The 15,293-nt window shown below is 32.5% G+C and carries 11 protein-coding genes; 5 read left to right on the forward strand and 6 right to left on the reverse strand.

Translation table 11 applies throughout. From position 1 onward, the window contains the following. Nucleotides 1-152 precede the first annotated feature (152 nt). Nucleotides 153-839, reverse strand: a complete 687-nt coding sequence (locus RHP49_04110) for an SDR family oxidoreductase (protein ID WNH13445.1) — start codon at nucleotides 837-839, stop codon at nucleotides 153-155. 141 nt (nucleotides 840-980) lie between these two features. On the opposite strand from RHP49_04110, the gene RHP49_04115 reads away from it, so the two are divergent. The 4 genes from RHP49_04115 to RHP49_04130 all read left to right on the forward strand — a co-directional run bounded on the left by RHP49_04115 (nucleotide 981) and on the right by RHP49_04130 (nucleotide 4,539). Next, nucleotides 981-2,087: a DUF4242 domain-containing protein gene (locus tag RHP49_04115; protein ID WNH13446.1), complete on the forward strand. Its 1,107-nt coding sequence runs from the start codon at nucleotides 981-983 to the stop codon at nucleotides 2,085-2,087. Between the two features lie 114 nt (nucleotides 2,088-2,201). Next, nucleotides 2,202-2,576 carry a group 1 truncated hemoglobin gene (locus RHP49_04120; GenBank protein WNH13447.1) on the forward strand — a complete coding sequence of 125 codons (375 nt, stop codon included), beginning with the start codon at nucleotides 2,202-2,204 and terminating at the stop codon, nucleotides 2,574-2,576. Nucleotides 2,577-2,598: 22 nt separating this feature from the next. After that, the gene (locus RHP49_04125; protein ID WNH13448.1) at nucleotides 2,599-3,990 is read left to right on the forward strand and encodes an FAD-binding protein; all 1,392 of its coding nucleotides are present in this window, start codon (nucleotides 2,599-2,601) and stop codon (nucleotides 3,988-3,990) included. 75 nt (nucleotides 3,991-4,065) lie between these two features. Beyond that, nucleotides 4,066-4,539, forward strand: coding sequence for a cupin domain-containing protein (locus RHP49_04130; GenBank protein ID WNH13449.1), 474 nt, complete (start codon nucleotides 4,066-4,068; stop codon nucleotides 4,537-4,539). Between the two features lie 62 nt (nucleotides 4,540-4,601). Here the strand turns inward: RHP49_04130 and RHP49_04135 are convergent, their stop codons facing one another. From RHP49_04135 to porU, 5 genes are all read right to left on the reverse strand, one after another. Further along, nucleotides 4,602-6,227, reverse strand: coding sequence for a pyruvate dehydrogenase complex dihydrolipoamide acetyltransferase (locus RHP49_04135; GenBank protein WNH13450.1), 1,626 nt, complete (start codon nucleotides 6,225-6,227; stop codon nucleotides 4,602-4,604). 3 nt (nucleotides 6,228-6,230) lie between these two features. After that, nucleotides 6,231-7,229 (reverse strand): pyruvate dehydrogenase (acetyl-transferring) E1 component subunit alpha, encoded by a 999-nt coding sequence (gene pdhA, locus RHP49_04140; GenBank protein ID WNH13451.1) that lies wholly within the window; start codon nucleotides 7,227-7,229, stop codon nucleotides 6,231-6,233. Between the two features lie 211 nt (nucleotides 7,230-7,440). Beyond that, a complete protein-coding gene (gene cdd, locus RHP49_04145) occupies nucleotides 7,441-7,923 on the reverse strand; it encodes a cytidine deaminase (protein ID WNH13452.1) in 483 nt (160 codons plus the stop codon). Between the two features lie 220 nt (nucleotides 7,924-8,143). Next, nucleotides 8,144-9,346: a type IX secretion system outer membrane channel protein PorV gene (gene porV, locus RHP49_04150; protein ID WNH13453.1), complete on the reverse strand. Its 1,203-nt coding sequence runs from the start codon at nucleotides 9,344-9,346 to the stop codon at nucleotides 8,144-8,146. Nucleotides 9,347-9,378: 32 nt separating this feature from the next. Beyond that, nucleotides 9,379-13,257, reverse strand: a complete 3,879-nt coding sequence (gene porU / locus RHP49_04155; GenBank protein WNH13454.1) for a type IX secretion system sortase PorU — start codon at nucleotides 13,255-13,257, stop codon at nucleotides 9,379-9,381. A gap of 266 nt (nucleotides 13,258-13,523) precedes the next feature. Between porU and gldJ the strand changes: the two genes are divergently transcribed. Further along, nucleotides 13,524-15,221 carry a gliding motility lipoprotein GldJ gene (gldJ, locus tag RHP49_04160; protein WNH14375.1) on the forward strand — a complete coding sequence of 566 codons (1,698 nt, stop codon included), beginning with the start codon at nucleotides 13,524-13,526 and terminating at the stop codon, nucleotides 15,219-15,221. Nucleotides 15,222-15,293: the final 72 nt, after the last annotated feature.

Raw genomic sequence — 15,293 nt, forward strand, 5'->3', positions numbered from 1 at the left:
AAAATACTTTAATTATTAAAAAGTAGTCTTGATAAGACTCTATTTCTATTTTTAAGTTCAAAAAAAGCAGGAGACTTTAAGTTAAAATCTTCTGCTTTTTTATATTAAATTGCTTCTATTAATACACAACTTTATTATTCAACAAAATAAATTTAAGGCGTCGAATTGGAAACCTGCAATAATTTCCCATTATAATATTTATTTCCACTAAGTGAAAAATCGAAAATATATTGTGCCATTTCTAAAGCTGTAGTTGGTGCTTGATAGCCAGGAAAAGCCTCTTCTAACATTTCAGTTTGCACAGCTCCTAATGCTAAAACATTAAATGAAACACCAGACTCTTTATATTCTTCAGCTAGTAATTCTGTTAAAGTGATTACTGCTGCTTTACTAGAACTGTATGCTGCTAAACCTGGAAATTTCATACTGCCTTGCACGCCTCCCATAGAGCTTATAGTTACTACATGACTTCCATCTTTCATAAAAGGCAAAGCAATTCGAGTTAATTCGGCAACTCCAAAAACATTGGTTTTATAAACAGCATCAAAATCTTCCATAGTAATTTCAGCAAAAGGTTTATTAACCAACATACCTGCATTATTTATTAAAACATCTACTTGCTTCCAATTTTCCTTTATAAACTCTTCAACTTTAGTATAGTTATTAACATTGGCTAAATCAAACGGAAATGTAGTAACATTATCTAGTTTTAGTTTTTGTATAGGCTCTTCATTGCGCGAAAGTGCTAAAACATGATGTCCTGCTTTTGAAAAAAGTTGAACCAACTCAAAACCTATACCTCTACTTGTTCCTGTAATTATAATGTTTTTACTCATCATTAATTCTTATTTGTGTTTAAAGATAAAAAACTCACCGGAATCATTCTACTTTTATCTATGGTTTAATAACGTCTATTTAAAGACCTTTTCACAACTTGCATAACCCATTAAAAATCACTAATTTGTATAAAAATAAAAACTATGCCAATATATTTAGATCTCCATGAATTACCTGAAGGCATAACGGCAGAACATGTTGCTGAGATGCATCAAGCTGATTTAAAAATTGAACATGAATATAATTGTCGTGGTTTAACTTATTGGTGTGACGAAAAAAGACAAACAGCTTTCTGTTTAATAGAAGCTCCAAACAAACAAGCTCTTAAAAATTTACACGAAAAAGCACATGGTGAGGTTCCCTTAAAAATAATTGAGGTAGAAGACACCATAGTTGAATCGTTTTTAGGCAGAATAAAAGATCCTGAAAAAGCTAAAAACACAAAACTAAATATTATAAACGACCCTGCTTTTAGAGTTTTAATGATCATAGAAACTAGTAATTATCTAAATCGCCTTGAATCGAATCAATATACCTTATTTACTCAAAAATTTCATAATAATGTATCTAAAACATTAAAAAAGTTTACGGGTCGCATTGTAAAAAAAGATAACAACTCATATTTGGTATCATTTAAATCTGTAACAGATGCCGTTTTGTGTGCTTTAAAAATTCAGTTCCAATTCAAATACGTTACACCAAATTTAGACCCTTCTACACGCAGACTAAATATTGCTTTAAGTTCTGGCGTACCAATAACTAATAAGGATAATATTTTTGAAGAAACTATCACACTAGCAACACGTATGTGTGATTTTATTAAAGAGCAACTAGTAATTACTACTGAAGTAAAATTATTATACGAAAGCGAAAACATGAATGCTTCTATTGATGATAAAATGATTAGAACACTGAAGCCTAACGAAGAAAAATTTTTAAATCAACTCATTGATTTTGTAGAACAAATATGGAACAAACCGAACTTTAATGTAAATGATTTTAGTAAAGCTTTAGGCTTAAGCAAATCGCAACTTTATAGAAAACTAACTAATCTAACAGGACTATCACCAAATAGTTTTTTGAAAGAATTCAGATTACACAAAGCTCTAAATTTATTACATAAACAATATGGCAATATTTCTGAAATTGCTTTTGAGACAGGTTTTAATAGTGCAGCATATTTCTCAAAATGCTTCCTTGAAAAATATGGCATTCTACCCTCAAAATATATTCAGCAACATATAGGATAATATATATTTTGATAAAATCATAAATGGTTCAAAACTCTACTTTTTTGAATTAAATATAGAAGTACTTTTATTTTACTATGCATAGATTTGATTAATAACTAACACAATTACATTATGAATAAAACACTTTTTGAACGATTAGGTGGTAGAAATGGTATTTCTAAGATTGTTGATGATACCGTTGAAAACCACATGAACAATCCTGCCGTAAACGCAAGGTTCATGCCTTTTAAAGAAAAACCAGAACAATTAGCTATTATAAAAAGTCATACAGTTGATTTTTTTAGTGCTGGTAGTGGTGGACCAAACGATTATAAAGGAAAAGATATGGTAACTGCTCATACTGGCATGAATATTAGTCATGCAGAATACATGCATGTGATGGATGATATTGTTATGGCTTTAGATAAAAATAATATTGATGAAGACTCTAAAAAAGATGTGCTTTCAATACTATGGTCTCTAAAAGGCATGATGATTGGTAAATAAATAATTCTAAAAATAGACAAACATGAAAAAATTAGTTAAAGATTTAGACGCTTCTTTAATTGATGAATTTATTTCAAAGCTTAGAGGACATATTGTATTACCTAATGATGATACATATGATGAAACACGTAAAGTATACAACGGTATGATAAACAAACATCCCGGAATGTTTGTAAAATGCGTTGATGTTGCAGACGTTATGGCTTCTGTAAATTTTGGAAGGGAAAACAACCTATTGGTTGCCGTAAGAGGCGGAGGCCATAATGGTGGTGGCTTGGGGTTGTGTGATGATGGCTTAGTGATTGATTTATCTGGCATAAAATTTATACGCGTAGACACATCAAATAATACAGTTAGAGTTGGAGGTGGCAATCTTTGGGGAGAAGTTGACCATGCCACACACCCCTTTGGACTTGCTGTTCCAGCAGGAATAATTTCAACTACGGGTGTTGGCGGATTAACACTTGGCGGAGGTGTTGGACATCTATCAAGAAAGTATGGATTAACAATAGACAATCTTTTAGAAGCCGATATGGTTTTAGCCGATGGATCATTTGTAACAGTCAATAAAGATCAAAATGCCGATTTATTTTGGGCTATACGTGGTGGTGGTGGAAATTTTGGTATTGTAACATCATTTAAATTTCAAGCCCATAAAGTTAAAACCGTTATTGGCGGCCCCACTCTATGGCCTATTGAAAGGACTGAAGAAATAATGGAATGGTACCATGAGTTTATACATAATGCTCCAGAGGAGTTAAATGGTTTTATAGCCACTATGATTATTCCTGGACCTCCTTTTCCAGATTTTTTACATGGAAACCAATACTGCGGTATTGTATGGTGCTATACTGGTGGTCAAGAAGAATTTGACAAATTAATAAAACCAGCTATGGATTTAGAGCCAGTTTTTGCACATGTGGGCGAAATGCCATATCCGTCCATACAAACTTTGTTTGATGGATTAATGCCTCCAGGTTTGCAATGGTATTGGAGAGCCGATTTTTTTAACGAATTAGGACCAGAAATAAGAAAAGAACATTTAAAATTCGGATCTAAGATACCTACACCATTATCTCAAATGCACTTATACCCTATTAGTGGCGCAGCGAGTAGAGTTGGTAATGAAGATACTCCTTGGGCTTATCGCGATGCTAAATATGCGGGTGTTATTGTAGGGGTAGATCCAGATCCCAAAAATGCTGATAAAATCACCAAATGGTGTAAAGATTACTGGGAAGCACTGCACCCATATTCATCGGGTGGTGCTTATTCCAATTTTATGATGGATGAAGGCCAGGAGCGCGTTAAAGCAAGCTACAAACATAATTACAACCGTTTAGTTGAAATTAAGACTAAATATGACCCAAATAATTTGTTTAGTGTCAATCAAAACATAAAACCAAAAAAATAATCCTGGTTCTCCAATTTTTTTAGAAGTAGGGCTTTTGGCATCTTTAAATCATTGTTAAACAAAACTTTATATATTATGAAAATTTTTAGACTAAGAATCCCCAAAAAGAAGAATGTGTTTTTCGTCTTCTTATTTTTGTTAAGTATTAGTTTACTTGCACAAGAAAAAAAAATGATTAAAAATGAAATGTCTTTGGTAAAATCGATTGATGATACTGACATTGTATGGAATCCAGCACCAGATTTTTTTCCTGGTTGTTCATTTACCATTTTGCATGGTGAAATTGAAAATCCAAATTTAGATTTCTTTTTTAAAATTGAACCAAATACAAACGTTATAAGCCATACTCATAATTCTTCTGAACGAATGATACTAATTACCGGTGAATTAGAGGTCAATTATGAAGGTGAGAAATCAAAAATATTAAAAGCAGGAAACTATGCTTATGGTCCTGCAAAAAAACCTCACAAAGCAAAATGTCTTGATAAAGGTCCTTGTGTATTATTTATTGCAATGGTAGAGCCTTTCGATGCTGTTCCAATAGAATAGTAGAAAAGGATTAATTTAAAAATAAAAAAAGCTCTTTTAGAGCTTTTTTTATTTTTATAGAATTATACCAACATAGTTACCGGATTTTCAATATATCCTTTTAATGTTTGAAGGAATTGAGCTCCTGTTGCACCGTCCACTGTTCTATGGTCACAAGCTAACGATAATTTCATGGTATTCCCCACTACAATTTGACCATTTTTAACCACTGGCTTTTCAACAATATTTCCAACAGAAAGAATGGCTGAGTTTGGTTGGTTGATAATAGATGTAAATGTATCTATTCCAAACATACCTAAATTAGAAACCGTAAACGTACTACCTTCCATTTCTGCAGGTGTCAACTTTTTATTTCTAGCTTTTCCTGCTAGATCTCTAACTGCAGCACCAATTTGAGGTAAAGATTGCTCGTTTGCAAATTTTACTACGGGCACTACTAATCCATCTGGAACAGCTACAGCTACACCAATATGTACATGGTTATTTAATCGCATTTTATCTGCGAACCATTGTGAATTTACTTGAGGATGTTGTTTTAATGCCAAAGCACAAGCTTTAACAACTATATCATTATAAGATATTTTAGTATCTGGAATGGTATTAAATTGTGTACGGAAAGCTATTGCGTTTTCCATATCAAACTCTACACTTAAATAATAATGAGGTGCAGTAAACTTAGAATTTGTTAATGCTTTTGCAATAGCTTTACGCATTTGCGAATTAGTTACATCTTCAAAATCTTCTTGTCCTGCTGGTACAAATTTACCAACTGAAGCTCCTCCAGATTGTGCTGGAACAAAATTCTCAACATCACTTTTTACAATTCGTCCGTTTTCACCAGAACCTTGAACTTGAGTTAAATTAATTCCTTTTTCTTCAGCTATTTTTTTTGCTAAAGGAGATACAAATAATCTTCCGTTAGCCGTAACTGGTGTAGGTGCTGGCGCACTTGTTTTTTGAGCAACTACTGGTGTCGATTTTGGAGCTTCTTGTTTCGTTTCAACTTTTGGAGCTTCCTCTTTTTTAGCAGGCGCAGCAACATTAGAAAAATTAGCAGCAACACCAGAAACATCTGTTCCTGCAGGTCCAATTATAGCTAATAAAGCATCTACTTTTGCAGATTCTCCTTCTTGTAAGCCTATTTCTAATAAGGTTCCTGATTGAAATGACTCAAACTCCATAGTCGCTTTATCAGTTTCAATTTCTGCTAAAATATCACCTTCTTCAACTGTATCTCCAACTTTTTTAAGCCAAGTTGCAACAGTTCCTTCTTCCATAGTATCACTTAAACGTGGCATAGTAACCACTATAACACCTTCTGGTAATTCTTGAGTTGGTACAGCATCGCTTTTTTCTTCAACACCTTCAGTCGGTTCTGTGATAGCTTCTTCTTCTACTTCCGCGGAAGCGTTTCCACCTCCTCCGTTTAACAACCCAGAAATATCTTCACCCTCATCACCAATAATAGCTAAAAGCTCATCTACTTTTGTTGTTTCACCTTCTTGAACACCAATATGAAGTAAAGTCCCTTCATTAAAAGACTCAAATTCCATCGTTGCTTTATCAGTTTCAATTTCAGCTAAAATATCACCTTCTTCAATTTTGTCACCTACTTTTTTTAACCAAGTTGCAACAGTTCCTTCTTCCATTGTGTCGCTTAATCGCGGCATATTTACTACTATAGCCATAGCTTATATTTTATGTTGAATAAATGGGAAATCTTCTTGTTCGTAAACCATATCGTAAAGCTGTTGCACTGGTGGAAATGGAGATTCCTCTGCAAATTTCTCACACTCTGCTACTCTATCTTTTACGCGTTTATCAATCACTTTAATATCATCTTCAGAAGCATATTTTTTCTCAAGAATAACATCTTTCACCTGTGTAATTGGGTCAATTTTCTTGTATTCTTCAACCTCATCTTTCGTTCTATAATGCTGAGCATCACTCATTGAATGCCCTCTATAACGATAAGTTTTAAGCTCTAAGAAAGTTGGCCCTCCGCCTTTACGTGCTCTTTGAATCGCTTCATCAAAAGCTTCAGCAACTTTAATTGGGTTCATACCATCAACTGGTCCGCAAGGCATATTATAACCTAAACCTAATTTCCAAATTTCAGTATGGTTCGCTGTACGTTCTACAGAAGTACCCATTGCATATCCATTATTTTCACAAACAAATACTACTGGAAGATTCCAAAGCATCGCTAAGTTAAAAGTTTCATGTAAAGACCCTTGTCTTGCAGCACCATCTCCAAAGCAACATAGTGTTACACCATCTACGCCGTGAAATTTATCTCCAAAAGCAATACCTGCTCCTAATGGAATTTGACCTCCAACAATACCGTGACCTCCATAAAAACGATGTTCTTTAGAAAATATGTGCATAGAACCACCCATACCTTTAGATGTCCCTGTTACTTTTCCATAAAGTTCAGCCATAACACGTTTTGGGTCTACACCCATCCCTATGGGCTGCACGTGATTTCTATAAGCTGTAATCATTTTATCTTTAGTCAAGTCCATAGCATGTAAAGCTCCTGCTAGTACAGCTTCTTGACCATTGTATAAGTGAAGAAATCCTCTTACTTTTTGTTGTATGTATACCGCAGCTAGTTTGTCTTCAAACTTTCTCCAGAATAACATATCTTCATACCATTTGAGGTAAACCTCTTTTGTGATTTTTTGCATCGACTAATATTAGGTTTTACTTAAGCGAAATACAAAAGTAATACTTTGAATGTTATTGCGAAAACCTAAATTAATTAAAGTATAAAAAATATCAAAAAAAAAGCCGTTTACACACAAGATTGTATAATTAATAATTTTTTATATTAATTGCTATCGTATTGAAAATTTTAATCGATTACATTAATTAAAACCACCAAATTTTATTGAACCTTTATAAAACTGATTTATCGAATACTAATGGTAATAAATTTGCAAGTGAATTTGATTTTACAATCTTACCTTTTTCTCCCATAAAATAAATTTCTATAGGTGATTCTTGTTTCTCCTCATACTCCGATATTGCTTGTCTGCAAGCACCGCACGGCGGAATAGGCGTTATCGTTGTTTGCCTTTTTGACGCTGCCGATATTACCATTCTTAAAACTTTTGCTTCAGGATATTGAGACCCTGCATAATATATAGCAGTACGTTCTGCACACAATCCAGATGGATAGGATGCATTTTCTTGATTATTTCCTGTAATTACTTCTCCATTATCTAAAAGTAATGCTGCTCCAACATGAAACTTAGAATATGGCGCATAAGCATTTTCTCTAGCTTTAACTGCTTGTTGCATTAATAAAGATATTTCTTCTGGAAGCTCATCTAAATTTTCAAAAACATATAATGTGGATTCTATTTTTACTTCCTTCATAAATTATTTATATCAATAAAGTTAAGAAATTTTATTCCTCTCTTAATAGTAATTGCAAAATAAACATCTCTTAACTTAGATTCCTTCATTCTAGAGAATGACAAATTAATTAAGAATCCTTGACTTAATACCAAGGTGTTTTTTTAGTTAACAAACTATTTAAACAAAAAAAACTATTGCTTATAGCAATAGTTTTTTTTGTTTATTCTATTGAGTATTTCTAGTATTCGTTATACTCTCCATCTCCAATATTAAAAGTTAAAGAAAAACGCAACGTATTTTCTAATGGACTTTGCACTTTTGAGGCTGAAAATAAATACGATAAATCTATATTTACCACATTAGCCTTAAAACCAGCTCCTAGTGCTAAAAACTTTCTAGCGCCTTTATCTTCACTCTCATTAAAATAACCTGTTCTAAAAGCAAACGAATCTTGATACACATACTCCGCACTAAGTGCCCATGTAAATTCTTTTAACTCCTCACTAAAACCATCTGGAGCATCTCCAAACGACTGAAACATTCCAGACAAGAAACTCACATCTGGATCTTTCCCCTTAACAATAATTGTTGGCTCATCTCCATCTTGATTTTCATCACCATCAGTATCAACATAACCATAAACAGGAGGTGTTGGCACTAATAATTTAGCAACTTCAGCTGTTACCGAAACTTTATTATATTGATCAAATATAAAATCGAAACCAGCTCCTAAACGCAAGTTTGTTGGCTGAAAATTTTCTTGTCCGCCTTCATCATACTTAAATTTAGGTCCTATATTTTGAATTGCAAAACCTGCTCTCCAACGTCCATTATAATCAGAATAAGCCTCTTCTTCACTTTGATAATACCCAGAAATATCAACACCAAAAGTATTGGCAGGTGTAGCATCACCATCGACACCATTTAATCTTAAATCTGAACGCAAATAACGCATAGCCACAGACATTGCAAATTGATCAGAAAGACGTAAAGCGTAAGATGCATCAATAGTTAATTCATTTGGTCTTTGTATTAAAGCTTCTGAAAATTCATCTGTTACAAATTCAATATCGCCTAAAGAGAAATATTTTAAACTAGCTGCAAAAGCACTACGCTCATCTATTCTATTAAAATAAGTAACATTTCCTAAAAAAATATCATTTACCAACTTACTTAAATAAGGTGTATAACTAACTCCTATTCCTGATTTGGTTTCTGAAAAGACATATTTTGATGAATTCCATTGTTGAGAAAACGCATCTACAGAGGTAGCAACCCCCATATCACCTAAAGCCGCTGCACGAGCATCTGGAGCAATTAAAACAAAGGGAACTCCTGTTGTTATAACCCTTCTATCTTGATTTGGAAAAACAATAGTTTCTTGGGCACTTACTTTTAATAGAAAAGCAAATGCTAATAATAGCAATAATTGGTTTTTCATGAATTAGTTTTATTTAGCAAATATAATTGTTTTTATAATATTACGAGTTTCTCTATTTTTTCTACCTTTTTATTTAAATAACTAGAATGTACCTTTAGTTTATAAATATAAACCCCTTTTCCTATTTTATCTCCAAAATCATCTCTACCATCCCAAACGATATCTCTTGACAAGGAACTAGTGGTTATTAAACCTCCTGATGTTTGACCATTAAGTGTTTTAACCAATTTTCCGGAAACAGTGAATATCTGTATAGAAACGTCTAAAGACTCCGAACTATTGTGATTAAACCAAAATTCTGTATAATTTACAAACGGATTTGGGTAATTAAGCACATTATTTATAACCAATTCTTGATCTTTATCAAATACAACAAACTGAATTTCGGATACTGAAGAATTATTATAAACATCCCATGCCTTAAGAGTTAAGGTATGAAGACCTGGTTCTAAATCTCTAAAAGGAAAACTTAAAACACCTTTTTTATAATCATCGACTTCTGTTTGATAATAATCATTTAAAACTACTGGATTTGTCTCATCACCATCAAGTATCGCTATAATATCATGACCAATACCACTTGCTGTGTTTATACCATTTTCATCTTCCATTTTAGCAAGTAGTGTAGGTGATTCGTTTGTAATACCGCCGGAAACAAAGTTTTCATCATTCATATACAAAGTAATGACTGGCCCTATATTATCTTCAGCAGCATTTTCATTTATTCCTCCAATTTTTACTGTATTAATACTTGCTCCAGATTTATCCTGAAGTAAGGTTTCATTCTTAGCATAAAAACTTACTTTACCAAATCCAACTGGTATACCAATATCTTTAGGTACAACAAAATCGAATTCAAATTGTCCATTAGAAACAGATGCTTGCCCTCTAAAAATAATTTCTCCAAGTGTGGTAAAATCTAATTTAACAAGCTCTCCATTTAAACGTGTTCCATCATTTGCTAATGTTTGTCTTTCAATAGATTTATCGTAAATAGTGGTTGAAAGTGTGCCGCTATAATTATTTAAAATATTACCAGAAACATCTGTAACTTCACCTGCCATCTTTACATAACTAAGTGCTTTTAATGTGTCTGTTGATTGGCTTATTGGAATATCATTAATTTTCGTTAACCTTATATTCGGTTTTGAAATTGCCAATTTCATGGCTGGGTCTCCTATAAAAAACACTAAGCGTCTTTGAGAATTACCAGAAATAAACGGATCATTTTTGGTTAACCTTAATGCCTCTGCCATTGAAGGATATTCATAGTCTTGATAGCTATCATTATCACTATATGAAAACAAATACTGTCCTAAAGTGTTATTAAAATTAATAGCAAAATTTACAAAAATCTGTCTGGTAGTTGTAATCAAACCTATAGATCCAGCTTGTTTATTCCAATAAGCAAACTCGCCTGCTGTTTGTCTAAACGGATTATCAAATTTTGTAAACTCACAAGTAACTGTTACAAAACAATTAAGTTTATAAAAATTTCGAAATCCTTCTATATCGGGTTTTAACAAAATACGCTCTTGAGCTAAACCATCTTCACCACCATGACCAAAATAATTAACAACTAAGGCTCCATTATCGATTGCATTTACTAGTTCGGTATTTACTTTTGGGTATCTATTTCCTCCAGCTGATGACTCTTGTTTAAATGCATCTGAATGAATTTTAACTACATTCATAAATGATTTTTCTTGAGTCACTAAATTTCCTATATTATCTGTAGTTTCTTGCAAAATACCCTCCCAATCTTTATCGACATCATCAGACACTACCACAAAATTATTCCTCCAACTACCAAAAGCTTCTTTTATATGATAAGATTCTACTTTATCAACCATTTCTTTAGCTCGTTGCGGCGTATCAATTAGCATACGACCTACTGCAATATCCAGTTTATCATTTGTAGACATAGTTCCTTCGTTATCATCCATCATACCATAAAAATCATCAGAAACGAACGAATTAGTAAGATTAAAACTCCCATAAGAATACCAAGAGGGAACAATGTTAATATTATTCTGAATTCTATCTTTGTAATCAAAAGAACCATCTCCAAATAAACACAAATATTTTATTCTGTTTTCTGGCGCACTAGCATTACCATACACATATTTCACTAAATTCCTGATAGCACCAACATCCTGATTACCTGTACTAAACTCATTATAAATCTCATCTAAACCAAACACTTTTACATTTAAATTATATTGCTTTCTATTAATTTGAGCTAAACGTTCGGCTTCACTAAGCAAATTATTGGGTGTTACTATGATATAATCTACATCTTGAAATTCACCTTCATTATTTATAAAAACGGTACCTTTTATATTTTGATTGTATACAATCGTATTGGAATCAAATTTAGGTTCATAATAATCTGAAGGCGTTATTGCAACATAGGTTTTCAAAGCCCCTAATTGAGATGTAAAACTTAGGGTTGCAGCAGAATCTTTATGCTTAAAATTAGACACATTATATATATCTGTAACATCCCAAACCTCAGATATTTGTGATGCATTAGAAATGTTATATTGTCCTATCCCAGAGCTAGAAATAACACTACTATTTTTAAACTGAAACTGCTTATCATGAAAACTTAATTTTCTAGTTGCTTTAATTGATATATAGTCTAAATACCCTAAAGCACTTGGATTTCCTTGATTATCATAATTAAGCTCTACTGATATTATTGATGAATTCAAATTAACATTTCCAATAAAAGCTCTTTCACTTGCCAAAGTAGGAGTTGATGCAGCAGCTATAGAAAGCGTGGATATTGAAGCTCCATTTACAGAAAGTGCCATAGAAGTAGAGGTAGTAGATGCTGCAGCAACATAAACCCTTAAACTTATAGGTTCTGATGTTACTATATCTGGGAAATCAAACTTAAATTTTTTATTTGTATCGACATCAAATCTATCTCCAAACCACCGTCTTCCTAAAAAAGCTATATTATATTCATCCTTTTCATGAAACTTATAATCTTCAAAAGTATCAATAACTAAATCTACTACTCCGGTAGGTTGTGTAAATGGCTGAATTCGCTTACCAGCACCAGAACTTATATTAATAAAATAATACGTTTTATCTGTATAACAATTTATGTTGGTATTACTTTCTACATTAAATTCTTTTGGTCCCTGTGCATAAAACAAAATATAATCTTGTGCATTAAAAACTCCATCTTCTTCTCCTACAAACTTTACAGCATTCTCCTCAATATCTATTGGATATGAAACTGAATTAGAATAAGGAATCATACGGCCTCCATTACCATATACTTTTATATTTCTAGGGTTTACATTATTAACCTTAACACCTAAACGTTCTAAAAAATTCCTAGTCAACTTAAAAACTCCAGTAGTATCTACATAAAACTTATACCACTCTCCAGAATTCAATACTGAATTACTTATAACTTTAGCCTGACTTTCTTTTTTTAATGACGACAACTTATTAATTCCACTAGAGTAATTTAATTGAAATGAAACAATCTTTTTGAATGTTCCATTTTCATCCTTAATAATTGGAGACAGTTGAAAAAAGGCATATAATCTATCTCTAGATTTAGAATTCTTTAGGCTAAATTTTAATTTTTTCGGAATATTATTAATATCTAAATCTTTTAAGTCAGATTTAGATATTGAAGCATAAGATACATTACTAATAGTAACGTTAGATTCATTTATAGTACTTGGAATCTCCCATTGATCTACAAACAGTAAACCTGAATCAAAATCATAGCTAAAATTTTCTTTATTAAAAGATGGAAATTCAATAGTATAAGTACCCGCAGAAAATATCTGAGAATCTGCCCAAGTAAGCACATATTTCTTTTGCTGTGGGAATACAACAAGACTACTTATTAAAAATAATAGTAATAATTTTTCTTTCATCGCTAAAATAACGTCATTAAAAGCCTGTTATTATTAATTAAAAACAACATTTTTAAAAACAGCATCAAAAATACAATAATAAATTAGTAAATCATGCGTTAATACAACACAAAAGAACGGTAAAAAACAGCTAAATCATCGTTGTAATAACCAAAAAATAGGTTGAAATGCGCTTTTTTTTGGTTAAAATGCAAAAAATAGCTTGCGTTGTTCGGTTTAATTCTTATATTGCAGCTCCAAAAATATTATTAGCTTACTTAAAAAGTATGGATATGAAAAAAGTAGTAACATTCAAGATTTTGTTTGTTTTGACTTTAACAATAGTCTCAACTAGTTGTAAAAAATCTTCGAGTTCAAAGAATAGCTCTAGAGCTACTGGATGGCAAATAAACTCCAGAGAAGGCGGATTTCAATACAATACAGATTTTGAAGAACAGGAAACTTCCCCGGGTTTAGTATTTGTTGAAGGTGGAACTTTTACAAAAGGGCGTGTTCAAGATGATGTGATGCATGATTGGAACAACAGTCCAAATCAGCAACACGTTCAATCTTTTTACATGGATGAAACTGAAGTTACAAACGCCATGTATATGGAGTATTTAGATTGGATAAAAAGGGTTTACCCTCCATCTGATGAAAATTTCAGAGCAATTTATCATGGTGCTTTACCTGACACACTTGTTTGGAGAAACAGATTAGGTTTTAACGAAGTTATGACCGACAATTACTTACGTCACCCAGCTTACGGAGAATATCCTGTTGTTGGAGTAAGTTGGATTCAAGCTGTAGAATTTGCAAATTGGCGTTCAGACCGCGTTAATGAATATAATTTAGAAAAAGCAGGTTATTTAAAGCGTGATGCCAAAATTTTAGATGTTAATGCTGACTCTAATTTTAGCACAGACACCTATATTAATGCTCCAAGTTTAACTTATGGTGGAAACGAAGAAATTATTAATGGAGAATCTCGTGGAAGAAGAAATATACAAACTGATGCCGATGGTAATGAAACTGGAATTTACGCGACTCGTGAAACTGGAATAATTTCTCCAAAATATAGGCTACCAACTGAAACTGAGTGGGAATATGCCGCTTTAGGATTAAGCGAAATAAGAAGTTACAATCTTTATCGTGGTCGTAAAAAATACCCATGGGATGGACAATATACACGTTCTGGAAAACGTAAAACACGCGGTGATCAAAAAGCTAATTTCAAACAAGGAAAAGGTGATTATGGTGGAATTGCTGGATGGTCTGACGATGGAGCAGATATTACTAATGCTGTTAAATCATACGAACCTAATGATTATGGTTTATATGACATGGCTGGTAATGTTGCTGAATGGGTTGCCGATGTTTACCGACCTATTATAGATGACGAGTTTAACGACTTCAATTACTACCGTGGTAATGTTTATACTAAAAATGCTATTAATGATGATGGCACAGTAAAAATAGTAACAATAGATAATATTGTTTATGACACACTGTCTAATGGAAAAGTTGTTGCAAGAAATTTACCTGGTGAAATATTACAAGTTCCTGTTGATGAAAATGAAACCTATTTACGTACTAACTTTGATAAGAGTAATGAAATAAACTTTAGAGACGGAGACAAACGTTCTTCTCGTTATTTTGAAGATTTCAACGAAGACGAAGAAACAAATAGCGAAAATGAAGAATCAAGCACAAGAAAAATGTATAACTCTCCTAAACACAAAATCACTAGAGATTCTTTAGGAAACATTATTAGAGAATACGATAAAGGAAACAATAGAACATCTTTAATCAATGATGAAGTTAGAGTATACAAAGGAGGTTCGTGGAAAGACAGAGAGTATTGGTTAGACCCTGCTCAAAGACGTTACTTCCCACAAGATATGGCAACAGACTATATCGGGTTTAGATGCGCTATGTCTCGTGTAGGCTCAAAATCTAAAGCAAAAAATAAAACTAAAAACTAGATACGTTTTTTAACAATAAATTAAAAGTCCTAGCAATTTGTTAGGACTTTTTTTTATACATTTAATACGAAA

This window comes from Flavobacteriaceae bacterium HL-DH10 (assembly GCA_031826515.1).
Lineage (GTDB): Bacteria > Bacteroidota > Bacteroidia > Flavobacteriales > Flavobacteriaceae > Thalassobellus > Thalassobellus suaedae.